The organism is Alienimonas californiensis (assembly GCF_007743815.1).
GTDB lineage: Bacteria > Planctomycetota > Planctomycetia > Planctomycetales > Planctomycetaceae > Alienimonas > Alienimonas californiensis.
The window spans coordinates 5,145,601-5,171,702 of record NZ_CP036265.1 but is presented as its reverse complement, the minus strand read 5'-3'; the positions used below and the strand labels follow the sequence as shown (position 1 = coordinate 5,171,702).

19 protein-coding genes are annotated in these 26,102 nt (G+C 71.5%); 12 read left to right on the top strand and 7 right to left on the bottom strand.

Annotated features, from left to right (window positions below; all coding sequences use genetic code 11):
- Nucleotides 1-8 precede the first annotated feature (8 nt).
- From CA12_RS20540 to CA12_RS20530, 3 genes are all read left to right on the top strand, one after another.
- Nucleotides 9-5,072 carry an outer membrane protein assembly factor BamB family protein gene (locus CA12_RS20540; protein ID WP_145360992.1) on the top strand — a complete coding sequence of 1,688 codons (5,064 nt, stop codon included), beginning with the start codon at nucleotides 9-11 and terminating at the stop codon, nucleotides 5,070-5,072.
- Nucleotides 5,073-5,173: 101 nt separating this feature from the next.
- Nucleotides 5,174-6,490, top strand: coding sequence for an adenylosuccinate synthase (locus tag CA12_RS20535; RefSeq protein ID WP_145360991.1), 1,317 nt, complete (start codon nucleotides 5,174-5,176; stop codon nucleotides 6,488-6,490).
- Between the two features lie 52 nt (nucleotides 6,491-6,542).
- Complete coding sequence (locus tag CA12_RS20530) at nucleotides 6,543-7,271, top strand: hypothetical protein (protein WP_145360990.1); 729 nt, start codon at nucleotides 6,543-6,545, stop codon at nucleotides 7,269-7,271.
- Nucleotides 7,272-7,314: 43 nt separating this feature from the next.
- On the opposite strand, the gene CA12_RS20525 is transcribed toward CA12_RS20530, so the two are convergent.
- The 4 genes from CA12_RS20525 to CA12_RS20510 form a co-directional block, all read right to left on the bottom strand.
- The gene (locus tag CA12_RS20525; RefSeq protein ID WP_207622055.1) at nucleotides 7,315-8,526 is read right to left on the bottom strand and encodes a sialidase family protein; all 1,212 of its coding nucleotides are present in this window, start codon (nucleotides 8,524-8,526) and stop codon (nucleotides 7,315-7,317) included.
- 62 nt (nucleotides 8,527-8,588) lie between these two features.
- Nucleotides 8,589-9,593 (bottom strand): hypothetical protein, encoded by a 1,005-nt coding sequence (locus CA12_RS20520; protein WP_145360989.1) that lies wholly within the window; start codon nucleotides 9,591-9,593, stop codon nucleotides 8,589-8,591.
- Nucleotides 9,594-9,645: 52 nt separating this feature from the next.
- Nucleotides 9,646-11,103 (bottom strand): MBOAT family O-acyltransferase, encoded by a 1,458-nt coding sequence (locus CA12_RS20515; RefSeq protein WP_145360988.1) that lies wholly within the window; start codon nucleotides 11,101-11,103, stop codon nucleotides 9,646-9,648.
- Between the two features lie 87 nt (nucleotides 11,104-11,190).
- Nucleotides 11,191-12,093 (bottom strand): glycosyltransferase family 2 protein, encoded by a 903-nt coding sequence (locus tag CA12_RS20510; RefSeq protein WP_145360987.1) that lies wholly within the window; start codon nucleotides 12,091-12,093, stop codon nucleotides 11,191-11,193.
- Between the two features lie 169 nt (nucleotides 12,094-12,262).
- On the opposite strand from CA12_RS20510, the gene sucC reads away from it, so the two are divergent.
- The 4 genes from sucC to CA12_RS20490 all read left to right on the top strand — a co-directional run bounded on the left by sucC (nucleotide 12,263) and on the right by CA12_RS20490 (nucleotide 17,486).
- Nucleotides 12,263-13,450 (top strand): ADP-forming succinate--CoA ligase subunit beta, encoded by a 1,188-nt coding sequence (gene sucC / locus CA12_RS20505; protein WP_145360986.1) that lies wholly within the window; start codon nucleotides 12,263-12,265, stop codon nucleotides 13,448-13,450.
- Nucleotides 13,451-13,545: 95 nt separating this feature from the next.
- Entirely contained in the window at nucleotides 13,546-14,427 is an 882-nt protein-coding gene (gene sucD / locus CA12_RS20500; RefSeq protein WP_145360985.1) for a succinate--CoA ligase subunit alpha, read from the top strand.
- Between the two features lie 54 nt (nucleotides 14,428-14,481).
- Nucleotides 14,482-16,605 carry a DUF5722 domain-containing protein gene (locus tag CA12_RS20495; RefSeq protein ID WP_145360984.1) on the top strand — a complete coding sequence of 708 codons (2,124 nt, stop codon included), beginning with the start codon at nucleotides 14,482-14,484 and terminating at the stop codon, nucleotides 16,603-16,605.
- 98 nt (nucleotides 16,606-16,703) lie between these two features.
- A complete protein-coding gene (locus tag CA12_RS20490; RefSeq protein WP_145360983.1) occupies nucleotides 16,704-17,486 on the top strand; it encodes a DUF4328 domain-containing protein in 783 nt (260 codons plus the stop codon).
- Nucleotides 17,487-17,498: 12 nt separating this feature from the next.
- On the opposite strand, the gene ndk is transcribed toward CA12_RS20490, so the two are convergent.
- The 3 genes from ndk to CA12_RS23290 all read right to left on the bottom strand — a co-directional run bounded on the left by ndk (nucleotide 17,499) and on the right by CA12_RS23290 (nucleotide 19,692).
- Complete coding sequence (gene ndk, locus CA12_RS20485; protein ID WP_145360982.1) at nucleotides 17,499-17,966, bottom strand: nucleoside-diphosphate kinase; 468 nt, start codon at nucleotides 17,964-17,966, stop codon at nucleotides 17,499-17,501.
- A gap of 119 nt (nucleotides 17,967-18,085) precedes the next feature.
- Nucleotides 18,086-19,225 carry a glutamine-hydrolyzing carbamoyl-phosphate synthase small subunit gene (gene carA, locus CA12_RS20480; RefSeq protein ID WP_145360981.1) on the bottom strand — a complete coding sequence of 380 codons (1,140 nt, stop codon included), beginning with the start codon at nucleotides 19,223-19,225 and terminating at the stop codon, nucleotides 18,086-18,088.
- Nucleotides 19,226-19,353: 128 nt separating this feature from the next.
- A complete protein-coding gene (locus tag CA12_RS23290) occupies nucleotides 19,354-19,692 on the bottom strand; it encodes an ArsR/SmtB family transcription factor (RefSeq protein WP_390614147.1) in 339 nt (112 codons plus the stop codon).
- A gap of 715 nt (nucleotides 19,693-20,407) precedes the next feature.
- Between CA12_RS23290 and CA12_RS20470 the strand changes: the two genes are divergently transcribed.
- The 5 genes from CA12_RS20470 to CA12_RS20450 all read left to right on the top strand — a co-directional run bounded on the left by CA12_RS20470 (nucleotide 20,408) and on the right by CA12_RS20450 (nucleotide 26,075).
- On the top strand, nucleotides 20,408-21,202 hold the full coding sequence (locus CA12_RS20470; RefSeq protein ID WP_242688058.1) for an SDR family NAD(P)-dependent oxidoreductase: 795 nt from the start codon (nucleotides 20,408-20,410) through the stop codon (nucleotides 21,200-21,202).
- Nucleotides 21,199-22,677 (top strand): DUF6513 domain-containing protein, encoded by a 1,479-nt coding sequence (locus tag CA12_RS20465; RefSeq protein ID WP_145360979.1) that lies wholly within the window; start codon nucleotides 21,199-21,201, stop codon nucleotides 22,675-22,677. Before CA12_RS20470 ends, CA12_RS20465 begins: the two co-directional genes overlap by 4 nt.
- Nucleotides 22,674-24,146 (top strand): anthranilate synthase component I family protein, encoded by a 1,473-nt coding sequence (locus CA12_RS20460; protein WP_145360978.1) that lies wholly within the window; start codon nucleotides 22,674-22,676, stop codon nucleotides 24,144-24,146. The genes CA12_RS20465 and CA12_RS20460 overlap by 4 nt, the downstream gene beginning before the upstream one ends.
- 94 nt (nucleotides 24,147-24,240) lie before the next feature.
- The gene (locus CA12_RS20455; RefSeq protein WP_145360977.1) at nucleotides 24,241-24,837 is read left to right on the top strand and encodes an anthranilate synthase component II; all 597 of its coding nucleotides are present in this window, start codon (nucleotides 24,241-24,243) and stop codon (nucleotides 24,835-24,837) included.
- An 86-nt stretch (nucleotides 24,838-24,923) separates the two neighbouring features.
- Nucleotides 24,924-26,075 (top strand): thioredoxin domain-containing protein, encoded by a 1,152-nt coding sequence (locus CA12_RS20450; RefSeq protein ID WP_165700897.1) that lies wholly within the window; start codon nucleotides 24,924-24,926, stop codon nucleotides 26,073-26,075.
- The last annotated feature ends 27 nt before the right edge of the window (nucleotides 26,076-26,102 follow it).

Here is a 26,102-nt window from a genome sequence, read left to right as displayed (position 1 = left end):
GTCGCCCCGTGTCGTACCCGTTTCGCCTCGGTTCCCGACTCCCCGGCCCCGTGCGGAGGCCGTCCTCGGCCGAGGTCCGTCTGTTGGCGGTCGGTTTGCTGGCGGCCGGGCTGTCGGCGTTCGCTCCGGCGGCGTACGCCCCGTCGGCCTGGGGGCAGCAATCCTTGGATTTGCTGGAGGAGTTCGAGAACGGCGATGACGACGCCGGAGGCGAGGCGAATCCGCCCGTCGCGGAGCCCGACGCCGGTCCCGGGCGGTACGACTACCGCGGCAAGGACGGCGAGGCCGACTCGGTCGACGCCCGCTTCCCGCAGGATCCCGAGCGGGTCCGCCAGTTGAAGGCGATCGGCCGGGCCGTCGAGACCGGCGACTGGGATCGGGCCTCCGACGCGCTCCTCTTCATCCTCGGCGAGGCCGAGGGCGAGGTGGTGCGGCTCTCCAACGGGCGGTCCGCCACCGTGGTGGACGAGGCCCGGCGACTGTTCGACCAGTTCCCCGCCGCCGAACGCCGGGCGCTGGAACGGCGGCTGGGCGGGGCGGCCCGGCTGGCGTTGGACGAGGCGCTGGCGGCCGGCGACGCCGCGATGGTCCGCGACGTGGCGGTGCGGTTCCCCGCGACCGACGCCGCCCGCGACGCCCGCGTCCGGCTCGCCCTGCTGCACCTGGACCGCGGCGAGGCGGGCCTCGCTGCAAAGCGATTTGCCTGGTTGCTGGGGAATCCGGAGGACGGGGCGTATCTGCTGAACGACCCCCGCCGTCGGGCGGCGGTCATCGCCGCGTTCGCCCGGGGCGGCGAGCCGGAGATGGCCGCGGCGCTGTGGGCCGCGACGCCCCCAGCCGCCCTGGCGAGCCTGAACCTGCCCCCCGCCGCGGCCGGCGGCGTGCCGGCGGCGCTGGCCGGCGCCGAGGTGGAGGGAGCCGCCGTGCTGCCGTCGCGAATCGACGACCCCCTGCTGGTGCCGCGGTGGTCCACGCCGATCGTCGCCGATCCGGCGGAGCGGGAGGACTTCCGGGAGGCCGTCGATCGCCTCCAGCGGAGCGGGCTGGCCCTGCTGCCGGTCTGGGAGCCGCTGACCGTGACGGTGAACGGCCGCGATCTGGCGCTCTCCCGCACCACCGCGGGGGTCATGGCGGTCGACGCCGTCACCGGGGAGGTGAAGTGGCGCAGCCGCGACTCTGGCCTGGCGGTGCAGGGGGCGACCCAGCAGGTGATGAGCTACCAACGTATGCGGTCGCAGACCGAGGCCGAGCGCAACGACACGGTCTCCGCCGTCTACCGCGAGGCGGCGTTCGGCACGCTGACCACCGACGGCGTGCGCGTCTTCTTGCTGGAGGCCGACGACGACCCCGCCGGCCCCTCAATGTTTCTCGGCGGGCGATCCACGGGCGCCCTGGGGCGGCCGGTGCGGTTGGTCGCCTACCGTCTGGACACCGGCCGGCTGGACTGGGAGATCGGCGGCACGTTGCGGGACGAGCCGTTCGATCTGCCGCTGGCCGGCTGGCGCCCGCTGGCGGCGCCGACGGTCGACGGCGGAGACCTGTTCGTCGTCGCGGAGCGGGTCGCCGCCGACGGTCTGCGGCAGATCGACCTGTTCTGCCTCGATCCGATCACGGGGCAGACCCGCTGGAATCGCAACGTCGCCACGGCGGAGGCCTCCATCAACGAAGACCCCGTCCGGGCCGAGTGGGGCGCCTGGTGCGCCGTGGAGCGGGGCGTGATCGTCGTGCCCACCACCGTCGGCTGGGTCGCGGGCGTGGACCGCCTCACCCGGGAGGTGCTGTGGGTCGAACGGGTCTACGAACCGCAGGTGAGCGGCGTGCAGGGCTTCCGCGGGTTGCAGGGCGGGCCGAACGTCGCGACCGCCGACCCGGAGGCCCTGGCCGATTACTGGCGGCCGGGGCCGCCGCGGGTCCTCGGGCGGCGGCTGATCGTCGCCCCGCCGGGCGAGGATCGTTTGTACGGGCTCGATCTGCTGACCGGCGAACGGCTGTGGCGCCCGCGCTATCGGCGGAACTGGAAGGCCGTCGCCGCCCTGCTGCCGGGCTCCGTCTTCGCCGGGAACAAGGCCCTCGGCAAGCTGCCGGCTGACGAGGGGGCGCTCGTGCTGGTCGGCCCGGCGAGCCTGGCGGCGGTCTCCCTGAAGGACGGCTCCACCCGCATCTGGACCTACTCGTTGCCCAAGGAACTCGGCCGGCCCAGCGGCATGCCGCTGGTGGCCGGCGCCCGCCTGCTGGTTCCCGTCTCCGGTGGGGCGTTGATCACGTTGAACGCGGCGACGGGCGAACGCGTGGAGGTCTCCCGCCGCACCGACGCCGGCGGCCCCGGCCGCGGCCTGGGGGCGCTGGGCGTCTCCGGCGGACGCCTGCTGAGCGTCGGCCCCAGCGGCTTCGTCGGGTTCGAAGATCGAGCCGGACTGACCGCGGACCTCGCCGCCGCGGCGGACTCAGGCGAGCCCGCCGGCCCCCTGCTGACCCTCCGCGAGGCCGAACTGCTGCGGACCGCCCGCAAAACGACCGAGGTGTTGGCGAAACTCGACGCAATCCGGGACGGCGCCCCCGCGGACGCGGCCCCGCCGGGGCTGTCGTCCGCGGATGCGGAGCGGTATCGGGCCCTGCTGCGGTCGACCCTGCGGGACGCGATTCTCGGAGTCCCCGGCGAGCCGCCGCCGGAGCCGGATCGGCAGGACGAACTGCTGGATCGAATGACGGAGCTCGCCGACACGCCGGCCCGCCTGATCGCCGCCGAACGCCTGCGGGCGGATCGTCTCCGCGACCGCGGGGAGCCGGCGAAAGCGGTGGCGGCCCTGAGGACCCTGGTGGCCGATCGGCTGCGGGCGGGCGCGGCGCCGGACGCCAACCCGCTGGTGCCCGCGGCGGAGGGCGACGCCCCGCCGCCCCCGGCCGCCGAACCGGACGCCGCCGCCCCCGACGCGGAGGTTCGGCTGAGTCGGGACGTCTCCCGCGAACTCCGTCTGATTTGGGAAGCCGGCGGGGCGGAGGCGGCGACCGCCCCGGACGTGGCGGGCCGCAAGGCCGTCGACGCCCTTGCCGAGGAGTGGTTGGCGGAGGCGCCCGAGGGGCTCCCGCCGCACGCCCCCGCCGCGGAGTTGCTGCCGTTCCACCCGGCGATCGCCGCCGCGACGGCGGCCTGGGCCGAAGCGGCGCTCGCCTCGCCGGACGCCGCGACGCCGACCGGCGGGGCCGCCGCGGCGGAACTCCTGCTGTACCGCCTCGCCGACGGCCGCGACGACGCCGTCGCCGAACGGGCGGAAGAGTTGCTAAAGAGTCTGGGGGAGTCAGGCGAAGAGTCCGCGGGAGACAACGCGGCGTCCGGCGCCGTCGTCGAGGCGTTGGCGGGCGACCTGCAGGCCCGTCCGCCGGCGGCACTGCCGGCTCCGGCGACCGTGCGGCCCTACTTCCGCACGCACACCCTCGTCGCCTCCGACGACGGCACGCGGCTGGACGTGTGGGACGTCGGCACCCCCGACGCGGCGCCGGCGGTCTCGGCCCGGTTCCCGCTGTTGGGGGACACGCCTTATTCCACGGCCCGCCAGATCTTTCAGCGGCGGGGCCAGGAGGCGATCTTCTCCTCCTACATCGCCGGCCGGGCGACGGCCCGGCCGGCGGTGGCGGCGACGGGCGGCGTCATCTTCGCGGTCACCCGCGGCGCCGTGGCGGCGATCCATCCGCAATCCGGGGCGACGCTGTGGAGTCGCCCCGTCGAAGGCGCCGCCCCCGCCGCCCCCGGCGATCTGGCGCTGGGCGTGCCCGCGGACGCGGAGGGCGGGCCGCGGACGCTGCAGCGGGCCGCCCGCTGGGCCCGGACCACCTCGCGGCGGCCGCTCAGCGGCGTGGTCGCTGCGAACGCCGAGGTCGTCGTGGTGCTGGAGGACCGCACCCTCACCGTGCTGGACGCCCTGACCGGCGAGACGATCTGGATTCGCCGGCGCCTGGACCCGCAGAACGCCATGGCGGCGGCGACCTCCACCGCCGTGATCGTCACCCCCCGCAGCAGCTCCAGCGAGGGCGGGCTGGCGCTGACGGCCCGCGAGGGCGCCCCGCTGGAGGCCGCCGACCGGGCGTTGAACGTCGCCGCCCGCGCCCTGGCCATCGCCGGGGCGGGCCTCGTGCACGTCGTCGAAGGTCCGGCGGGCGGCTACTTCTTCACCTCCTGGGACCCGGGCAACGACCGCCCGCTGTGGATTCGCGGCGTCGACAGCGAAGCCAAGATGATCGTCCTTCCCGAGCCCGGCCCGCCGGTCGCCGTGATCGTCACCCCGGACGACGGCGACGACGACGCGGAGGACGACGGCCTGCTGGTCGACCTTCGCACCGGCGCCGCGACCGTGCTGGGCGGGGTGAATACCGGCGGGGCCTCGCTGGCGGCCCTGGCCGACCCGGACCGGGTGATGCTCGTCGCCCGGCCGACCCGCGGCTCCTCCCGGCAGTACACCATCGACGAACTGCCCACCACGACGGTCGGCGGCACGCTGGACGTGTTCGCCCGCAGCGGGGGCCGGCTGTGGCGGACGAACGCCGCCGGGGCCGAGTTGCTGCACGACGGCATCGACCGGGCCGGGTTCGTCACGCTGCTGACCGCGGCCCAGGACGCCGAGCGCGGGCAGCTCACCGAGGTAGAGGTGGTCGCCCTCCACAAGCAGACCGGTCGGGAGCTGTTGCGGACGGTCGTGCCGGTGTTGGAGCGGTTCGAGCAGAGCGCCGTTACCCCCGCCGGCGACGCCCTGCACCTGTGGAACACGAACACCCGCGCCCAGGAGTACTGGCGGGTGCGACTGACCCCGGGCGAGGCCGCCGCGGAGAACGCCGCCCCGCCGGCCGAGGGCGATGAAGTCTCGGCTGCGGAGCCCGACGCGGCGCCCGCCGAGATCCTGCCCGGGGCCGCCGCCCGCATGGCCGCCCAGCGGCAGGAGGTCGACCGCACCGAGCAGCGCCGCGAGGCGATGGAGCGGTTTCAGGCGCACGGCGAGGGGGCGGCCCGGCTACGGGCGGTTCGCGACGCCTTCGACCGGGAAGCGCTCCAGAGAGAACGCGAGGCCTTCCGGCCGCGGTGACGAACGGGGCGGCGCTCGCTAGGGTGGGGCGTCGGCGCGCGGTCAGAACCGGGCGTCGTCGTTTGTTTCCTCCCCAAGACCCCGCCGAGAGTTTCGTTCGGATGCCCGCCACCAGCGTGATCGGTTTGCAGTGGGGGGACGAGGCGAAGGGGAAGTTCGTCGACGTCCTCACCGATCAGCACGACGTCGTCTGCCGCTATCTGGGCGGAAACAACGCCGGGCACACGGTCGTGTTCGACGGCAAGACGTTCAAGTTGAGTTTGCTGCCGGCCGGCGTGCTGCATCCCGGCAAGACCGCGGTGATCGCCACCGGCGTGGTGCTCGACCCGGCGGCCCTGCTGAACGAGATGGACCGGGCCGTGCAGTCGATGGGCGGCCCGGTCCCGCCGGAGGGCACCGACCTGCTGATCTCCGACCGGGCCCACCTGATCTTCCCCTGGCACCTGGCCGAGGACGCCGCCCTCGAAACCGATCGCGGCGACGCCGGGCAGGAGAAGATCGGCACCACGCTCCGCGGCATCGGCCCCTGCTACCGTGACAAGGCCGGCCGCACCCACGCCGTCCGGGCCGGCGACCTGCTGAGGCCGGACCGCTTTCGGCAGCGGGTCGCGGAGGTCTGCGCCTTCAAGAACCGATTGCTCGGGGCGATGATCGCCTCCTCGGGGCAGGGGGAGTTCACCCCCTTCGACGCCGACGAGATCGCCGACCGCTACCTCGGCTTCGCGGAGCGGCTCGGCCCGTTCATCACGGACACCACCGCCTTCCTGCTGGACGCCGCCGACAGCGGCAAGAACATCCTGTTCGAGGCCGCCCAGGGGTCGATGCTGGACCTCGACCACGGCACGTTCCCCTACGTCACCAGTTCGAACAGCTCCGGCTGCGGCGTGCACCCCGGCAGCGGCGTGCCGGAGCGGCACCTGGACACGATGCTCGGCGTGGTGAAGGCCTACAGCACCCGGGTCGGCGGCGGGCCCTTCGTCACGGAGTTGGACAACGAGATCGGCGAACGCATCCGCACCCGCGGCAACGAGTTCGGCACCGTCACCGGCCGGCCGCGTCGCTGCGGCTGGTTCGACGCCGTCGCCGCCCGCTACGCCGCCCGCGTCTCCGGCGTGGATGCGTTGGCCGTCAGCCTCCTGGACGTACTGGACGGCTTCGACGAGTTGCAGATTTGCGAGGCGTACGAACTGAACGGCCGACGCACGACCGACTTCCCCAGCCACGCCGACGACCTCGCCGAGGCAACCCCGATTTACCGCACCCTCCCCGGCTGGAGCGAGGACACCACCAGCTGCCGCACCTACGGCGACCTGCCGGCGAACGCCCGGACCTACCTTGAGACGCTGGCGGAGTTGCTCGGCACCAAGCTGACCTACGTCGGCGTCGGCCCGGACCGGGAGCAGACGATCCGCGTCTGAGGCGGTCGCGGCGGCACGTTCGATTCTTGCTCCGTTTCGCAGGAGGAATCCCATGTCGACCGGCGCCGTCCTGCTGTTCGCCCTGCTCCCGCCGTGGGGCGGGGCGACGCCGCTGCTCGTCGACGCGGCGCCCCGCAAGGCGACCCTGCTGCCGGGCGAACCCCTGGTGGCGGAGGTGCGCCTCACGAACCCGACCGACGCGGCGATCGCGTTCGATCTGGGTTTGAATGCACTCGAAGCGTTCCACGTCACCGTCCGGGACGCCGCGGGGCGGGCTGTGCAGACGTCGAAGCCGATCCGCTTCGGCGGCGGGGCACACTCGATCGGCCGCTATTTCGCGCCGCCCCACAGAGGGCGGCACAGGGCGTCGCTGGTCCTGAACCGCTGGGTCTCGACGCGGCACCCCCCCGGCCGGTACTCGGTGACCGTCCACGTCCGCCCCGTCCAAAACAGATGGGAACGGCTCGGACTGGCGGACAGTGATCCCGACCCGATCTCCGTCCGGGCGGACGCGACGTTCCACCTCACCATCGGGCCTCCCGACGAAGCGGCCCTTAGGGAGTTGTTTCACCGGCTGAAAGACCGCCTGCTCGATCCTCGCCTCGATCCCGCCGAACAGGACGTCGTCAGGGCGTCGCTGTTCGAGACGGACGCCCCCGCCGCGGTCGAGGCATTGGACGAGTTGACCTCGGCGCCGACGCCGCCGGGCGGGCGGCTGGGGCGGTGGGAAATGGACGGCCTCCGTCGGGCGGCGACTCAGGCGCTACGCCGGATCGAGTAGCCGGCCCGCGACTGCCGACTCGGACGTCACCGGTCCCCCGGCGTCATTCTTCGCCGGCGTCGCGGTAGTTTTCGACGCGGTGGAACGTCAGCAGGTTGGCGTCGTGGGCGCGGTGGGCGCCGCCGAGGCCGTCGGCGTAGGCGGTGCGGCTCAGGACGATCAGGTCGTCGCCGTCGTATAGCCAGTCGACGTATTGGAAGGCGTGGGCGATCACGTCCGGGTGGTGCAGGACCTCGCGGCGGACGGTCCAGGTTGTCAGGTCCGGCGAGTGCATCAGCGCCAGCGTGTTGCGGACCGAGCCGGGGTTCTTGTCCGCGTGCTCCGGCCGGACGAGGTTCGCCAGCGTCCAGTAGCCGTCGCCGTTCGGATCAGGCCGGACGGAGAACTTCTTCGCCGCCCCCGGCATCGGCACGAACCCGCCGGTGGACAGGTCCCCGTCGCCGGGCTCGAACCGCAGCTTCTTCCCGTCGTCGATCACCCGCACCAGCGCCGCCTGCTCGGAGCGGTTGTCGCCGGAGGTGTTCACCCGCAGCAGATCGACCAGCCCGCCGTCGGGCGTGACGACGACGTTGCCTTCCAGGTAGCCGAGGAACGTGCCGTCCAGCCAGTCCGGGTCGCGGGGCAGGGGGCCGGCGACGGTCCAGGAATCGGCGTTCAGCAGGTCGGCGTCGACGGGGGCGGAGATCACCGCCGCGGCGTAGCGTTCGCCCCATTTCTTGCCGAACGAGGCGTTCTCCACGCCCCGCCACAGCCGGCCGTCGTGCTCCACCACCGGCACCGGGGCGCAGTGCCAGGGGGCCGGGCGGAGCAGCCCCGACGCGGCGTCCTTCGGATCGGTCCACGTGCGGCCGCCGTCCGTCGAGCGACGCAGCACCAGGTCCCCGTGATGGGCCCGTGTGCCGAACAGATAAGCGTCGCCGCGGTGCACGAACAGCGAGGACCAGAAGGCGCCCTCGATCTGGGCGACGTGCGACCAGGTCTTGCCGTCGTCGTCGGAGCGGTAGACGTGCGACTGGGCGATTTCGAACTCCTTGGACTTCGGCCCGAAGAAGTCGTGCGACGCCAGCAGCGCCCCGTCCGGCAGCCGGGTCAGCCCCGGCGAACCGATATACAACCCGGACGACGCCGGCGAATGGGCGACGACGACCCCGGGCACGCCGGACAGGTCAGGCGTGGCGGGGTCCGCCCCGGACGCCGTGACGGCGATCGGCAGGCAGAGGACGGCGGCGAGCGGGAGGAGCGAGCGGCGGAGCATTCCCGCAGGCTAACCAAGAGCCCGCCCCGTTCGCTCCCCGGAGCGGATCGCCGGGGCGTCGGTCAGCGCGTGTCGGTCGGCGCGGCGACCGGGGCGGCGAACCCGGCGGCGGTCAGGCGGGCGATCAGGTCGTCGGTGCGCCGCTCCACGCCGTCGCCGGCGAGGTGATAGGGGGTGTCGAAGAAGAATTCCTCCGGCAGCGCCGCCTCGCGGGGCGTCGTCAGCACGGGGACGGACAGCCGGTCGCGGAGGGCGGCGTCCCAGGCGTCGAGGTTCTCGCGGTGCTCCTCGTACCGCCGGCGGGGGACCGGGGGATGAACCACGACCAGCGTGCCGCCCGCCGCGGCGACGGCCTCCGCGAACGCCGCGACCCGGTCCAGCTTGGCCGGCGGCGTCTCGCTGGAGATGCCGACCAGTTCCCGGTCCGGATTGCGCGGCAGATCGCGGTGGCCGACGAAGTCTCCGCGCTCGTCGAAGTGAGAGCCGAGGTACAGCGACGGACCGATCGCCGAGCCCGCCGGCCAGAGGATCCGCCGGGCGCTGCTCCGGGCCTTCAGGATGAGATAGTCCATCCCGGTATCCCCGACCGTCTTCCACCCGGCGAGCGGCAGGTGCGCGGCGGCGGCCGGCTGTTCGAGGAGCAGATCGTTGAACATCGCCGCCTGGCCGACCGGGCCATACTCCAGCGACAGGATCACCAAGTCCCCCGGCTTCACCGCGGCCGCCCCCTGATTCAGGATGAACGGATGCCCGAGTCCGGCGTTCAGCCCCAGATTGATCGGGGTGCGGCCGAGCGCCTCGCCAAGACGCCGGCTGTCCACCCCGAAGGCGACGTTCGATCCGCCGACGAGGAGCACCCGCGGGCTGGGCGCCGTTTCGCTCAGCGCCTGCTTCGCCGCATAGGCTCGCATGTAGGGGTCGGGCCGCGGGCTGACCTCAATCAGCGCCGCGGCGGTGGCGGCCTGCACGGCGACGAACAGGCCGACCTTCAGCAGGAACCCGGCGATCGCCCGGGGGGCCGGGCGACCGTCGGGCGCGTCGTCTGGCAGGGGAGGCGGGGCGTCCATGCGGGGAGGTCAGACCGAAAAACAGGTCGGAACTGCGGGTCGGAACAGCGGGTCAAAACTGGAAGTAGATGAACGCGCCGGTGACGGGCGGATACATCAGGACGATCGTCCATCCCAGCAGCGTGTAGACCGGCCACCGCACCCAGGCGGGCCAGTCGCCGATGGACAGCGGGAACGGCCGGTCCCGGGCGGCCCACTCCCACAGCAGGTAGCCGGCCAGCAGCGCCGCCGCGAGCAACGACCAGTACCCCTCGGAGGTGCCTAAACGCTTGAGGGGCAGGATGCCGCTCTCCGGCCGGGTCAGTCCGGTTAGCACCGTGACGGCCTGCTCCAAGGAGGCGCTGCGGAAGAAGACCCACGTCAGGCAGAGGAACGCGAAGGTGCCGCCCATCTGCAGCACGTCACGCAGCGACGGCAACCAGCCGCGGCCGGCCGGGGGTTCCTGCGGTCCGCCGCCCCGCTGCGGTAGGAACAGCGCCGGCAGCACGCCGAGGCCGTTCAGCCCGCCCCAGATCAGGAACGTCCAGGCCGGCCCGTGCCACAACCCGCTGACGAGGAACGTGAACAGCAGGTTGAACGCCTGCCGCCCGCGTCCGCAGCGGTTCCCGCCCAGGGGGATGTAGAGGTAGTCCCGGAACCAGGTGGACAGCGAGATGTGCCACCGCCGCCAGAACTCCGCCGGGCTGCGGGAGAAATAGGGGTAGGCGAAGTTCCGCATCAGGTCGAACCCCAGCGTCCGAGCCAGCCCGATGGCGATGTTCGAGTACCCGGCGAAGTCGCAGTAGATCTGAAAGGCGAAGCAGACCGTGGCGAAGGCCAACACGAACGCCCCGTGGTTCTCCGGTGCGTCGTACACCAGGTCGACGAACAGCCGGCCGAGGTTGTCCGCCAGCACGAGTTTCTGCACCAACCCCCACAGGATCAGCCGCCCCCCCTCCGCGGCCCAGGTCGGATCGAACCGACGGGGGCGGAGGAACTGCGGGAGCAGATGGCTGCCCCGCTCGATCGGCCCGGCGACGAGCTGCGGGAAGAAGGCGACGTACACCAGATACTCGTCCGCCCGCTCGGCCGGCGGCAGCCGTCCGCGGTACACGTCGACCACATAGCTGAGGGACTGGAACGTATAGAAGCTGATCCCCACCGGCAGCACGACGGACAGCGTCGGCAGCGACGCCTCCATCCCCAGCGTCGCAAACCCGTCCCGGACGGAGTCGGCGAAGAAGCCGTAGTATTTGAAGAACCCCAGCACGCTCAGGTTCGTCGTCACGCTCAACCACAGCCAGGCGCGGCGGACGCGGGGCCGCCTCTCCGGGGCGAGGCGGCGGGCGATCAGGTAGTCGGTCAGGCTGGTGGCGAACAGCAGTCCGCAGAACCGCCAATCCCACCAGGTGTAGAACAGGTAGCTGGCCGCCAACAGCAGGAGGTTCTGGGCCCGCCGGGCGCCCAGCGCCCAATAGAGGCAGAACGTCGCCGGGTAGAACAGGGCGAAGCTCAGCGTCGTGAACGACATCGCGGCGGGGCGGGAACGGGGCGGATCGTCCGGGGTTCGGCCGCCCCTCGCTGGGCAGGAAGTTCGCGTTCTAGAGGTTCTGCCGATTCACTTGAAGACAATTCGCAAATACCGCCGCAGCTTCGGCCAGCGGAGCAGGTGGCGGGGGTACTCGCGGACCGCCCGGCGGTAGACGGCCCGGGCCTCGGCGTATCGGCCCGCCCGGGCCAGCGCCCCGAACTGCGTGAGGAAGAAATCGCTCTGATATTCCCGCCGCATCGCCATCATCTCCGCCGGCAGGACCGCGGGGTCGAACAGGGCCTCGGCCGCAGCGGTGGAGGCCGATTCCAGCCCCTTCAGATCGTGCCGCAGGCTGTCCGGGTGCTTCAGGGCGGACAGCGTGATCTCCGGAAACGACACGCATCGCCCGGTCGCCAACAACTGGGCGACGAGCACGACGTCCTCGTGATGGTGCACGCCCTCCGGAAAGCGGAGTTCCATGAACCGCGACCGGCGAATCGCCGCGGCGCCCAGCCGCACGCTGCCCAGCCGGCGCCGCAGGAATCGCTTGAAGTTCCGCAGGTTCGAGTCGCGCAGCGGTTTGGCCCGCCGCGGGGTCCGACGGCCTGCCGGGGTGACGGCCTCGTACCCGCCGAAGATCAGGTCGAACCCGCCGTCGGCGGCGTAGCTTCGGAGCCGCTCCAGCGCCCCGGGGAGCAGCCGGTCGTCGGCGTCGAGGAACACCAGGTAATCGCCCTTCGCCGCCGCCGCCCCTCGGTTTCTCGCCGCGGAAGGCCCGGCGTTCTCCTGCCGCACGAACCGCACGCGGTCGCGGACGCGCTGAGGGAGTTCGGCGAGGAACTGCTCCAGGACGGCCGGGGTGTCGTCGGTGGAGCCGTCGTCGACGACGATGGTCTCGTAGTCGTCGCCCGGCTGTTCCAGGACCGACTCCACCGCCGCACGGAGGAACCGGCCATAATTGTAGGTCGGGATGACGACGCTGAAGAGCACGACGGGGGCGGGACGGGCGGCGACGGCGGCAGACTGCGGGCGGAGCGGGGCGGACGGGCGATTGAACCTCGACCGCGACCCGGGGGGAAGGCGGGACGGCGCCCCATCGCCGGCGGCGGACCGCTCCGCTTCGCTTCCGCCCCCGCCATCGTCCGCTTACCCTGCCGCCATGAAGATTCACGAGTACCAGGCCAAGGAACTGTTCCGCGCCGCCGGCGTGCCCACGCCGCGCGGGATCGTGTGCAAGTCGCCCGAGGAGGCCGCCGCGGCGTTCGGCGAACTCGGCGGCAGCCTGGCCGTCGTGAAGAGCCAGATCCACGCCGGCGGCCGCGGCAAGGGGCACTTCAAGGAGCACCCGGATCAGGCCGGCGTCGTGCTCGTCCGCTCCGCCGACGAAGCGAAGCAGAACGCCGCCCGGATGCTCGGCTCCACGCTGGTCACGATCCAGACCGGCGAGGAGGGCAAGAAGGTCAACACGGTGTTCGTCGAGGAGGGCCTCGACATCGCCAACGAGCTGTACGTCGCCGTCACCGTCGATCGCGACCGTCGCACGCCGATCCTGATCGCCTCCAGCGAGGGCGGCATGGACATTGAACACGTCGCCGAGCACACGCCGGAGAAGATCCTCAAGACGCCCGTCGATGGCGGCTACGGTCTGCACGCCTTCCAGGCGACCGAGCTGGCCTTCAAGCTGGGCCTCGAAGGCAAGGCCGTCCGCAAAGCCGCGAAGTTCCTGCCGGCGCTGGTGCGGTTCTTCCTCGACTCCGACTGCGACATGGCGGAGGTCAACCCGCTGGTCGTCACCGGCGCCGGCGATCTGGTGGCGCTGGACGCGAAAGTCTCCTTCGACGGCAACGCCCTGTTCCGTCACAAAAATCTGGACGCCTACCGCGACCTGACCGAGGAGAACGACAGCGAAATCCGCGCCGGCAAGGCGGGCCTATCCTACGTCAAACTCGACGGCAACATCGGCTGCCTGGTCAACGGGGCCGGGCTGGCGATGAGCACGATGGACCTGATCCAGTTGCACGGCGGGGAGCCGGCGAACTTCTTGGACGTCGGCGGCGGCGCCAGCGTCGAGGCGATCACCGAGGCGTTCGAGATCATCCTCGCGGACCCGAACGTCAAAGCGATTCTCGTCAACATCTTCGGCGGGATCATGCGGTGCGACTACGTCGTGGAGGCCCTGCTGGAGGCCTACGACAAGGTCGGCATCACCGTGCCGCTGGTCGTCCGGCTGGAGGGCACGAACGTGGAGAAGGCCCGCACGATGCTCGCCGACAGCGGCAAGGACATCGCCACCGCCGCCGACCTCACCGACGCCGCCCAGAAGGTCGTCGCCTCCCTCAGCGCCTGAGGGGGCCGGCGCCTGAACCCGCCGAGCCCGACGCCCCGCCTCTCCCCGTACGTCTCCCGCCGCCCGCCCGGCGAACCAACCGCACCGCTGCCCGCATGAGCATTCTCGTCGACTCCGCCACCAAGGTCCTCACGCAGGGCATCACCGGGTCGGCGGGCCTGTTCCACTCCCAGCAGTGCCGGGAGTACGGCACCCCCATGGTCGGCGGCGTGACCCCCGGCAAGGGCGGCACGGAGGTCGACGGCTTCCCGGTCTGGAACACCGTCGAAGAGTGTGTCGAGGAGACCGGGGCGAACTGCTCCCTGATCTTCGTCCCGCCGCCGTTCGCCGCGGACGCGATCATGGAGGCCGCCGACGCATTCGAAAGCCGCGGCGGCGGGCTGATCGTCGCCATCACTGAGGGCATCCCCGTCCTCGACATGGTGAAGGCCTACGACTACGTGGCGAAGACGAAGTCCCGCCTGATCGGCCCGAACTGCCCTGGCATCATCACCCCGGGCGTGGCGAAGATCGGCATCATGCCCGGCTATATCCACACGCCGGGCCGCATCGGGCTGATCTCCAAGAGCGGCACCCTCACCTACGAGGCCGTCTGGCAGCTCTCCAACGTCGGGCTCGGCCAGAGCACCGCGGTCGGCATCGGCGGCGACCCGATCATCGGGACAACCTTCATCGACCTGCTGGAACTGTTCGAGAACGATCCCGATACCGACGCGATCCTGATGATCGGCGAGATCGGCGGCGACGCCGAGGTGCAGGCCGCCGCCTACATCAAGGACCATGTGACGAAGCCGGTCGCCGGCTTCATCGCCGGCCGCACGGCTCCCCCGGGCAAGCGAATGGGCCACGCCGGGGCGATCATCTCCGGCGGCAGCGGCACCGCGGAGGAGAAGATCGCTGCCCTGAAGGCCGCCGGCGTGGAAGTCGCCGAAAGTCCCGCCGACATGGGCGCCGCCGTCCAGCGGGCGATGAAGTAGGCGCCGCTCGCCCGCACCGCGGCGAACGCAGCGGGAAAGGATTAGGGTGGGGCGATGCTCAACTTCGCTCCGCTCCTATTGATCCTGTGCGGTTCGTCTGATGTCCCGCTGACGCTGGATGCCGCCACGGCCCACGACCTGACGCTCGTCCCCATCGACGGCGGGGCGACGCTGACGACGACGGGCGCCGACCCGTACGTCCAACTCCGGCCGTTCGACCCCGCCGCGGTCGGACCGGACGCGGCCGTGCTGGAGTTCGAGTATCTCTGCCCGGACGGCGTCGAGGGTCTGCACGTCTACTACGGCCGCCCGTTCGCGGAGGCGCGGTCGATCGCTGCCGGTCCGTTGACGAAGGCGGAGGGCTGGGCTCGATTCGCGGTGAACCTTCGTGACGCGTCCGCCGGGCGTTGGACTGCGGAGACGCGAGAACTGCGGCTGGATTTCGGTGCGCGGGCGGGTGTGCAGATCAGCGTTCGTGGTTTGCGGCTCCGGCCGCGGAACGAGGCGGAACGGCGGTCCGCCGAGGCGCGGCAGCGAGAGCGGGACCGCAAGCTGCGGGACGCCGCCGCGGTGCAGGCGGTCCTGAACGCCGACCTCCCCTCATCGATCGGCGAGGTGATTGCGGAGCCCGACGAGATCCTCATCGCCGGCCACGCCGACCGGCCGGCGACGCTGCTGGAGATCTTCCCGTGGGTGCCGACGGCGTTGCGGATCGAGGCGGCGAACGCCCAAGTCGTCGGTGAAGTGCCGGCCGGACCTTTCGAGGTACGGCTCCCGCGGACGATCGACGCCGCCGACCCCGTGACCTCCCGCTGGGCGGTCGCTCGGCGCACGGGGGAGGCGTGGGAGTTGGAGTCCGCAGCGATCTATTCGACGACCATCGCCGCCCGTCACGAGTTGGAGCGTTTGACGCCGCGTTCCATCAAAGGTTTGGGCGGGATCTCCGACCGCGGGCCGCGGTCGGACTGGACGGACCTCGGCCTGCACAACGTCACAATCAACGTCCCGCTGGGGCAGTTCGTGAGCCTCACGCCCGGCCCGGACCGCACGCCGTTTCCACACGCCGGCCGCACCTGGTACGCCGAGGACAGCGCCCTCCGCCGCTACGACGCGCTCATCGGACCGGCGACGGAGCAGGGGATCGTCGTCTCCGCGATCCTGCTGATCACATTCGCTCAGAACGATTTCAACCGGACGTTGATCCACCCGGAAGCGGTCAACGACGGCGCCGCCTACGCCATGCCGAACCTCGCCACGGCGGACGGCGTGGCGGCCTACGGGGCCGTGATCGCCCTGCTGAGCGACCGCTACGCCCGCCCCGCGGACGGCTCGGCCGGCGAGTCTCACGGTCGCATCGTCAACTGGATCCTGCACAACGAGATCGACCAGGGCGCCCACTGGACGAACATGGGCGAACAGCCCCCGCTGCGCTATCTGGAGACCTATTACCGGGCGATGCGTCTGGTCCACGCCCTGACACGGCGGAACGATCCCCACGCCCGCACGTTCGTCTCGCTGACACACCACTGGGACCAGCCGCCCGATCCGACGTGGGAAACTTACGCCCCGAAGCGGCTGCTCGAAGACCTGGCGGCGCTCTCCCGTCTGGAAGGGGATTTCGAGTGGGGCGTCGCCTATCACCCCTATCCGGAGAGTCTCCTGCGGCCCACGCCCTGGAGCGACCGGCTGCCGACCGACCGGGACGACACGCCCATGATCACCCCCCGCAATCTGGCCGTCCTCGATCGCTTCCTGCACCGTCCGGAGCTGCGGTTCCGCCCCTCGGCCGCGGAGCGAACGCAGGGGACCGAAGACCGGGTGCGGGGCGTGTTGCTCTCGGAGCAGGGGTTCCACACGCCGGAAACGACCGATCCCGCCGCCCGGGCGGAGCACGAACGGGTGCAGGCCGCCGCCTTCCTCTACACCTGGGACCGCCTGCGCGAGCTGACCGTTGTGGAGGCGTTCCACAATCACCGCTGGATCGATCACCCGGGCGAAGGTCCGCTGCGGTTGGGGCTGCGTCGCCAACCGACCGCCGAGGAGCCGGACGGGCCGAAAAAGCTGGCCTGGGAGGTCTACCGCGACCTCGGCACGCCTGAGGAGAGCCGGTGGCGCTGGCTGCTGGACGAAGTCGGCGCCCCCGGCGGCCCGGGCTCGAAACCCACGGACCTGCGTTGAACGGCGATGCATCGCGGGGACCGTGCGGCCGGTGATGGCGTCCCTCAACAGGAGCGGCCACACTTTGGCGTCCCTCCACGCAAACCCGCCGCGGCGCCTTGGCCGATCCCGCTGACTACCACTACAAGCCGGCCGACGGCCTGCGGCACGCAGTGATCGTGCTGCTGGGACTGTCGCTCGCTGTCTTGGCCGTCAGGGCGGTTCTCTCGCTGCGGGAAATGTGGCTGATCGCCGAGTTCGCCGCCCTGTTCGATCCGACGGAGGCGGACGCAGCGGATCTGATTCTCAACGAGACCCTGACGGCATTCGCCGGCATCGCCCAGGTGGCCTTGCTGCTGATCACCGTCATCCCTTTCCTGATGCTCGTGCATCGGCTCACGGCCAATGCGTGGTCGTTCCAGGCGGGCGGGAAGAAGCCGGACTACTCGCCCGGTTGGGCAGTCGGCTACTTCTTCATTCCCATTTTAAACTTGGTCCGACCGGCCCAGGTGATGAATCAGAACTTCGATCTGTCCGAGACGAAGAACGGAAGAGTCCCGGCGACGCCGAACCTTTGGTGGTGCGGGTGGGTGTTCGCCGGCATCGCCGGCCGGGCCTACACCGCGATGACGAACGCGGCGGGTCGGTCCGGCGACCTCGATCTCTTCTGGTACGCGGAGATCGTCTCCCTCCTGAACTGCGCCCTCGGCGCCGCCTCGGCGGCCGCGGCGATTCTAATGTTCCGCGATCTGGCGGCGCGGCAGGCCGTCATGGCCGCCAGTCCAGCCGCGCGGTCGGCGGCGCCGGCGTGCGAGAGCTGCGGGGAGCCGCTTCGCACCGACGACGCTCGCTGCGGCGTGTGCGGCGCCGCCCGGCCGGCATTCGCCGCCGCTCCGGCCTGACGCCGGCCCGGCTCAGGCCTCGGCGGCTTCGTAGAGGACCGGTTCGATCAGCTTGTCGAACGCAAACAGTTCCTCGTCCTTGAAGTACAGCTTCAACTCGCGGGCGGCGGCGTCGGGACCGTCGCTGCCGTGGATCAGGTTCATGCTGCGGCTCTGGCCGTAGTCGCCGCGGATCGTGCCGGGGGCGGCCTCGCGGCCGTTCGTGGCGCCCATCAGCGTCCGGCAGACGGCGATCGCCCCGGGACCCTCGGCACAGACCGCGACGACCGGGCCGCTGGTGATGAAGCCTTCGAGGTCCGGGTAAAACGGCTTCTCGACGTGCTCCGCGTAGTGCTGCCGGGACAACTCCGGCGTGATGCGGAGCATCTTGGCACCCACGATTTTCAGCCCCTTCCGTTCCAGCCGGGAAAGGATCTCCCCGGTCAGGCGCCGCTGGACGGCGTCGGGCTTGACGAGAATCAGGGTGCGTTCGAGGGCCATTTGGTAAGGCAGAAGGGTGAAGGCGGATGGCGGAAGGAGAGAGTATCGCCGTCCCGCCTCACCTCAACGCAATCAGCGCCGCCCTTCCGCCTTCCGCCCTCATCCTTCCGCCTTAAGCCTCACGCCTTCGTCATCATCTCGCGGAAGCGGGCGAACAGGTGGCCGCTGTCGTGCGGGCCGGCGCTGGCTTCGGGGTGGTACTGCACGGCGAACGCCGGGCGCGTCTTGTGGCGGATGCCGCTGACGGTGTCGTCGTTGAGATTCACGTGCGTCACTTCGACGTCGGCCGGCAGGGTGTCGGCCTTGAGGGCGAAGCCGTGGTTCTGGCTGGTGATCTCCACCCGGCCGGTCGCCTTCTCCAGCACCGGCTGATTGGCGCCGCGATGGCCGAACTTCAGCTTTTCAATCTCCCCGCCGCAGGCCAGCCCGAGCAGTTGCTGGCCGAGGCAGATGCCGAAGATCGGCACGCCGTCCTCCAGCAGCTCGCGGATCGTGCCGACGGCGTAGTCCAGCGGCCGCGGGTCGCCGGGGCCATTGGAGAGAAAGATGCCGTCCGGCTTGTGGGCTTTCACCTCGGCGGCCGTCACCGTGCCAGGCAGGACGGTGACCTTGCAGCCCATCGCGGCGAGGTGGCGGGGAATGTTCCATTTCATGCCGTAGTCGATCGCGACCACATGCGGCACGTGCCCCGGGGTCGCCGCGGCGGAGCTGGGGGCGGCGAACTCGTGCAGCGGTTCGGCCCACTCCTGGGCGGCGTCCGGCATGACGGTCTTGATGAGGTCCTGGCCGACGAGGTCCGGGCTGTTCCGGGCCTTCTCGACGAGGGCGGCGTCGTCCAGCGTCTCCGTGGAGATCACCGCCGTCATCGCCCCGGCACTGCGGAGCGTTCGCACCAGCGCCCGGGTATCGACCCCGCTGATGCCCACGACCCCGGCTTCTTCGAGATAGGCCGACAGCGACTTCTCGCTGCGAAAATTGCTCGGCCGGCGGCACAGCTCCCGCACGACGAACCCGCGGGCGGCGATGCCCTTGGATTCCACGTCGTCCGCGTTCACGCCGTAGTTGCCGATCTCTGGGTAGGTCATCGCCACGATCTGCCCGGCGTAGGAGGGATCCGTGAGGATCTCCTGGTAGCCGGTCAGGCTGGTGTTAAAGACCGCTTCGCCGTACGCCTCGCCGGGCGCGCCGAAGTGTTCGCCGGTGAAGACGGTGCCGTCGGCGAGGGCGAGCTTGGCGGGGCGGGGCGTCGGTTGCGGCATCAGGCGGGCGGGGGCGGGGGCCCCGGGGCGGGTCGAGGGAGCGATCGGGCGGCATCCTACGCAAAACGACCCGGACGCGGGATGCGTCCGGGTCGCAGGCGGTCGAACTGACGCGTCGGGACGACGGGTTATTCGCTTTTGCTCAGCACGAACTCGTCGAACTCCACCGCGTCCGTTTCCGGGTCGCGGACGGTGGCGAAGAACTCGGAGATCAGGCCGACGAACCGCTGCTGACGGATGCTGTAGAAGTTGTGCTTGCCGTCGCGGCGGGGCTCGATGATGCCCGCGTTGCGGAGCAGGGCGAGGTGGTGCGAGACCGCCGGCTGGCTCTGGGAGAGCCGCTTGCACAAGGCGGTCACGTGCAGTTCGCCTTCACGGGCCAGGTACAGCAGGATCCGCAGCCGCGTCTCGTCGGAGAGCAGCTTGAAGACCTGCACGAGGTCCTGCTCCAGGGCGTCCGGCAGCACCGGGAACCGGCCGTCGGCCTCAACTTCCTGCTCCGCCTCGGCGAGACCGGCGCCGAAGTCGTCCTCCAGCACGTCATCGGAGCGATGCGCCACGCCGGCCCGACCGGTCACGTTCGTGGCCGCGGTGCGAATGGACGGGGAGGACGGGGTTTGCCGAACCGATTGAACGGGTTCGGCGACGGTCGTGGCGAGCATTGGATGAGTCCAGGGTACGGGTCGGCGCAGCGGCCGGGTATCGTAGTGAGATCGAGGCCGACCCAAGGTCGGCAAAACGGTCGCACGTCGAATCTCCCTCGGAGGGCCGACGTTCGATCGAAGGAGTCCGCAAGCGGCGTGCCAAAGGGTGGAAGGGGTTGGCCCGGCACCGGCGGGGTGAGCAGCCTTTGGGGAATCCCGCGTCTGGCTGCGGCACGATCTCCCTCGTGCCGGCCGCTGGCCGGGGACTTGGTCGACAAACCCATCAGGCAGTTCACACGAGTCTTTGCAGGACGGGACTCGCAGTCAACTGCTGATTCCTGTTCCACCGTCTTCTTCACGGAGATTTCCCAGAGCTGCGGCGGGATTGCAGGGGCCGTTCCTTAACGGGGTGTGCATCAGCGGGGAATCGTGTGAAAATATGCCGCACCCGCGTGCTGAGGTCATGACCGAGGGTCTCAGCCCCGGTGGCCTGCCCAATTGGCGGGCATGCGTGCCTTCCGATCATCCACCCATCCCAATGCATCGCGAACCTCCCATGCCGGAGCAGACGCCGGAGCCGCCCGCGGGGTTCGCTTCGTTGCCGAATCGCACGGCAGTCGTGACCGGGGCGAGCAGCGGCATCGGTGCCGCGATCGCCCGGGAACTGCACGCTGCCGGGGTGACACTATTTCTCACCTGCCGGGCCTCGGCGGACCGACTGGGGGCCGTCGCGGCGGAGGTCTCCGCGGCCGGTCGCTTTGTCGGGGACCTCGCGGAGCCGGCGGAGCGGGAACGGCTGCTCGCGGAGGCGACTGCGGCGCTCGGCACGCCGGACGTGTGGGTGAACAACGCCGGCGTCGACCTGCTGACCGGCGCCGGCCGCTCGCTGGCGTATGAGGAGAAGCTCGCGGCACTGCTGGCGGTGGACGTCACCGCCACCGTCGCCCTCTCGCGGTCCATCGGGGCGGCGATGCGGGAGCGGGGCCGTGGGGCGATTCTCAACGTCGGCTGGGATCAGGCGGCAACCGGCATGGACGGCGACAGCGGCGAACTGTTCGCCGTCGCCAAGGCTGGCGTGATGGCCTTCACCCGCTCGCTGGCCGTCTCCCTGGCGCCGGAGGTGCGGGTCAACTGCGTCGCCCCCGGCTGGATTCTCACCGCCTGGGGAGAGACCGCCCCCGAGGAATGGCAGGCCCGGGTGATGCGGGAGACGCCCCTAAAACGCTGGGGCACGCCGGAGGACATCGCCCGCTGTGCCCGCTGGCTGTGCAGCGACGCGGCGTCCTTCGTCACCGGGCAGATCGTGAACGTGAACGGCGGGGCCGTCCGGTGAGCGATCCCGATCCCGCGGAGCCGGGCGACGACGGGGGCCGCTGGCGGGGAGAGCGGATCCTGTTCGTCACCGGCACGCTGGCGGAGCCGGCCCTGCGGCGGACGCTCGCCCCGCTGGGGGAGCGGCACGGCTTCGCCTGGGAGATCGTCGTCCCCGGCGTGCAGGTCGCGGCGCTGATGCACACCAAGTTGCTCCTCAACCGCCTCGGCCCGCTGCTGGACGCGTTGGGGGGGCGGTTCGACCGGGCCGTGCTCCCCGGCTTGGGCGACGCCGACCCCGCGGCGCTGGCGGAGCGGTTCGGTCTGCCGTTCGTCCGCGGGCCGAAGGATCTGCACGATCTGCCGGCGTTTCTCGGCGACGAGGACGAACCGCCGGACCTGTCGCGTTGGGACATCGAGATCGTCGCGGAGATCAACCACGCCGCCCGCCTGCCCGACGCGGAGATCGTCGCGACCGCCGCGGCCCTGCGGGCGGACGGGGCGGACGTGATCGACGTCGGCGCCACGCCCGGCGCCCCCACGGCCCGCGTCGCGGCGCTGGTGCGATTGCTGCACGGCGAGGGATACCGGGTGAGCGTCGACAGTTTCGACCGCGGCGAGGTGACGGCCTCCGTGGCGGCCGGGGCCGAGCTGGTGCTCTCCTGCAACGGCACGAACCGCGATTGGGCCGTCCCGCTGGGCCGGGACACGGGGGCGGAGTTCGTCGTCATCCCCGACGAGCCGTCGGACCTCGACAGCCTGTATCGCACGGCCGACGCGCTGGGCGAAGCCGGCGTCGCCCACCGGCTGGACGCGATTCTGGAGCCGATCAACTTCGGCTTCGCCGCCTCGCTGGACCGCTACTCCGAGGTCCGCCGCCGCCGTCCGGACGCGGCGATGCTGATGGGCGTCGGGAACCTCACGGAGCTGACCGGGGTGGACTCCGCCGGGGTAAACGCGTTGCTGGCGGGGTTCTGTCAGGAGCGGCGGATCTTCAGCGTGCTGACCACTCAGGTGATCCCGTGGGCCCAAAGCAGCGTGCGGGAACTGGACGCCGCCCGCCGGCTGATGCGGTGCGCGGCGGACCGGGGGACTGTGCCGAAGCATCTGAGCGACGCCCTGGTGATGCTCCGCGACCCGCGGCCGCGAGTGGCGAGGCCGGCGGAGATCGCGGAGTTGGCGGCGTCGGTCACCGACCCGAACTACCGCGTGTTGATCGACGGGCGGGACATCCACCTCTTCAACCGGGACGGCCGCCACGTTGGCCGAGACCCCTTCGCGCTGTTCGACGCCGCCGAGGCGGCCGCGAATGCCGTCGGGCGGCCGCTGTCCGCCTCGCACGCCTTCTATCTGGGGCACGAGTTGGCGAAGGCGGCGACGGCCCTCACGCTGGGGAAGGGCTACGTGCAGGACGAGGCCCTGCGGTGGGGCCTGCTGACGCGGGCCGAGGAGAGCGCCCTGGAACGCCGGGCCGCGGCCCGTACGGTGCGGAAATGACGACGCGACCGCTGGTCCACGAACTGACGCCCCCGCCGACGGTCCCGGCGGCGCTCTCGGCGTTCGCCGACTGCGGCCCCGTGCTGTTCGACAGCAGCGCGACGGACGATCCGCGGGGCCGCTTCTCCTATCTGACCGCCGACGTGCGGCCGGCGTCGGCGCCGACGGTGCGGTACGCCCTCAAAGCGTTCGAGACGGAGCGGGTCGAGGGCCTGCCGCCGTTTCAGGGCGGGGCGGTGGGGCTGTGGTGTTACGAGGAGGGCCGGCGGTTCGAACGCCTGCCGGAGCCGAAGACGTTCGCTGTGCCCGAACGGGGCCGGGAGCCCCGCGTGACCTTGGGGCCAGGGCGGAGCGTCACGGCGGTGGCGGATTGGGTCCTTGCCTGGGACCACGCGGCGGGGCGGGCGTGGGTCGTCTCGCAGGGCGGCCCGGACCCGCACGCCCCGCACGGCGTTCGCCAAGAACAGCTGGCGGAACGCCGGCTGGCGGCCGTGCTGGCCCGGTTGGAGGCGGAGTCGCCGCCGCCGTTGGAGGCAATGCAGGACGACCCCGTCACGCCGGATTTGCCGCGCGTGCCCGGGTGGAGCGAGGCGTTCGGGACGTTTACCCGGCCGAGTTACGAAGCGACGGTCGCCCGGGCCGTGGAGTACGTACGGGCCGGGGACGTGTTCCAGGTAAACCTCGCCCAGCCGCTCCTCGTGCCGGCAGCCTCGGCGGATCATTGGCGGACTGTCTATCACCGGCTACGCATGGAGAACCCGGCGCCGTTCGGCGGGGTCTTCGCCGCGGGAGCCTTCGGCGACGCCGGGGCCGGCGGGGACGGCGTGTTGCTGAGCGCCTCGCCGGAGCGGTTTCTCTCCGTCACGCCCGATAGAGAAGGGCGGATGCAGGTCGAGAGCCGGCCGATCAAGGGCACCCGGCCGCGGCCGAACCCGCCGGGGAGCAATCCCGGCGGGGACGCCGCCGCGGCCGCGGAGTTGCAGGCCTCCGCCAAGGACCGTGCGGAGAACGTGATGATCGTCGATCTGCTCCGCAACGACCTGTCCCGGGTCTGCGAGCCCGGCAGCGTTCGCGTGCCGGCGCTGTGCGAATTGGAAAGCTACGCCAGCGTGCATCACCTCGTGAGTGAGGTCCGCGGCACGCTGCGGCCGGAATGCGACGCCTGGGACCTGCTCGCCGCGGCCTTCCCGGGCGGGTCGATCACCGGGGCGCCGAAGGTGCGGGCGATGGAGATCATTCACGAACTCGAGCCGTTCGCCCGCGGGCTGTACTGCGGCAGTCAGTTCTGGATCGGCTTCGACGGGGCGATGGACTCCAACATCCTCATCCGCACCGCCTGGCTGCGGGACTGGGGGGCGATCGCCTGGGTCGGCGGCGGCGTGACCGCCCAGAGCGACCCAGCCGCGGAGTACGAAGAAACCCTCCACAAAGCCTCCGCGACCCTCCGGGCCCTCTGCCCCTCGCACTGACTCCCCCGGTTCGCCGTCGCCGTGAGGCGGCGCGCAGGCACGGGTTCGCGCCGCCTCACGGCGACGGCGAACCGGATCTGGCTACCATCCCCGCGTGATCCTGCTGGTCGACAACTACGACTCGTTCGCCCACAACCTCGCCCGGTCGTGCGCGGAACTCGGCCGGGAGGTGACGGTCCGCCGCAACGACGCCGTCACCCTCGCCGAGGCCCGGGCGCTGCGGCCGGAGGCGGTGATCCTCTCGCCCGGCCCGTGCACGCCGGCGGAGGCGGGGGTCTGCGTGGAACTGGCCCGAGCCGCCTGCACGGACTGGGACGTGCCGTTGTTGGGCGTCTGCCTCGGACATCAGGCGATCGCCGCGGCGCTGGGCGGGCGGGTGGTGCGGGGGGAGCCGGCCCACGGCGTCGCCGCGGCGGTGCGACACGACGGCTCCGACCTGTTCGCCGGTCTGCCGAACCCGCTCGCCTGCGGGCGGTACCACTCCCTCGTCTCCGAGCGGGCCACGCTGCCGGAGGAACTCGCCGTCACCGCGACGCTGGAGGAGGACGGGGCAGAGGCCGGCACGATCATGGCCTTCGCCCACCGCACCCGGCCGGTGCGGGGGGTGCAGTTTCACCCCGAAAGCGTGCTGACCCCGGAGGGGGACGCGCTGCTGGCGAATTTTTTGCGGCTGGGCGCCGCGTCGGGCTGAAGTTCCGCCGACCGCACGACCGATGAACCCGATTCCCGGGTCCCGGTTGGAGTTCGGCGGTGCGCAGCGGTCTATCCCCCCAAATCGTGACGGCGGTCGCGCTGTGCGTCGCCGCGGCGGGGAGCGTCCGTCCGGCCAGCGGGGCGGGGGAGTGGCACCAGGATCTCCCCTCCGCCCTCGCCGCCGCCAAAAAGGCCGACCGGCCGGTGCTGATGCACTTCAGTGCCGCCTGGTGCGGGCCCTGCCGGGAGATGGAGCCGGTGCTGCACTCGGCCACTGTGGCGGAACTGCTCCGCAACGACGCGGTCGGCGTGCACCTGGACTTCGATCAGCACAAGGCGATCGCCCAGCAGTACGGCGTGCGGGGCATCCCCGCGGACGTGCTGCTGACCCCGGACGGCCGGGTGCTCGGCCAGATGAGCGGGATGAAACAACCCGCCGACTACGCCCGCCGCGTCAAAGCGGTCGCCGGGCAGTACGTGTCGCTCAAGACGCTCCCGCAGCCGGAACTCGGACCGCGGATCGCCCTCGACCGCCCTGATCCGACGCGGATCGGCCGGCAGGACCCGTCGTGGCAATCGAAGCTGGCCGCCCCGTCGGACGGGGACGAACCGGACCTCGGCCCCGCCGTGCCGGACGCCGCGTTCGGCGGAGCCTTCGGGGACTCCGACCCCTCCGGCTCCTCGCTGACGAAAACTTTCCCGCCGGACCCGTACGGCGGCCGACCGGACCCGTTCCGCCCCGGCTCCCCCGCCGATCCGACCGCGACCGATCCGACCGACAACCCGGCGCCGTCGACCACGGACGACCGCGAGAGCCGTCGCCCGGTCGCCGGCACCCCCCGGGTCGTGCGTCGGCCGACCCGCAAGCTGCTGGGCCTGCGCGGCTACTGCCCGGTCACGTTGCACCTCGAAAAGAAGTGGGTCCGCGGCAAACGCGACTTTCAGTGGGAGCATCAGGGCATCACGTACTTCCTGGCAGACGACGCGGCGTTCGACAAGTTTTATACGAACGCCGAACGCTACGCCCCGAAGCTGCTGGGCTGCGACCCCGTGCTCTACCGCGACGAAGGCCGAGCCGTCCCCGGCAGCACGACCCACGCGGCGATCTGGAAGGACGACCTGTTCCTGTTCGTCAGCGACGCGAATCGCCAAGCCTTTCACGCCGACCCCTCCCGCTACGCCAACGGCCGCCAGGTGCTGTTGATCGAGGAGATCGAAGGCGTGGGGACGTTCTGAGCCGAGGCGTAAGGATGGCGAGCGGTG

What these genes read in the sequence shown, in the direction of transcription:
- CA12_RS20535 (WP_145360991.1), top strand. Translation starts at nt 5,174, where the DNA reads ATGCCCGCCACCAGCGTGATCGGTTTGCAGTGGGGGGACGAGGCGAAG.
- CA12_RS20530 (WP_145360990.1), top strand. Translation starts at nt 6,543, where the DNA reads ATGTCGACCGGCGCCGTCCTGCTGTTCGCCCTGCTCCCGCCGTGGGGC.
- CA12_RS20525 (WP_207622055.1), bottom strand. Translation starts at nt 8,526, where the DNA reads ATGCTCCGCCGCTCGCTCCTCCCGCTCGCCGCCGTCCTCTGCCTGCCG.
- CA12_RS20520 (WP_145360989.1), bottom strand. Translation starts at nt 9,593, where the DNA reads ATGGACGCCCCGCCTCCCCTGCCAGACGACGCGCCCGACGGTCGCCCG.
- CA12_RS20515 (WP_145360988.1), bottom strand. Translation starts at nt 11,103, where the DNA reads ATGTCGTTCACGACGCTGAGCTTCGCCCTGTTCTACCCGGCGACGTTC.
- sucC (WP_145360986.1), top strand. Translation starts at nt 12,263, where the DNA reads ATGAAGATTCACGAGTACCAGGCCAAGGAACTGTTCCGCGCCGCCGGC.
- sucD (WP_145360985.1), top strand. Translation starts at nt 13,546, where the DNA reads ATGAGCATTCTCGTCGACTCCGCCACCAAGGTCCTCACGCAGGGCATC.
- CA12_RS20495 (WP_145360984.1), top strand. Translation starts at nt 14,482, where the DNA reads ATGCTCAACTTCGCTCCGCTCCTATTGATCCTGTGCGGTTCGTCTGAT.
- ndk (WP_145360982.1), bottom strand. Translation starts at nt 17,966, where the DNA reads ATGGCCCTCGAACGCACCCTGATTCTCGTCAAGCCCGACGCCGTCCAG.
- carA (WP_145360981.1), bottom strand. Translation starts at nt 19,225, where the DNA reads ATGCCGCAACCGACGCCCCGCCCCGCCAAGCTCGCCCTCGCCGACGGC.
- CA12_RS20470 (WP_242688058.1), top strand. Translation starts at nt 20,408, where the DNA reads ATGCATCGCGAACCTCCCATGCCGGAGCAGACGCCGGAGCCGCCCGCG.
- CA12_RS20460 (WP_145360978.1), top strand. Translation starts at nt 22,674, where the DNA reads ATGACGACGCGACCGCTGGTCCACGAACTGACGCCCCCGCCGACGGTC.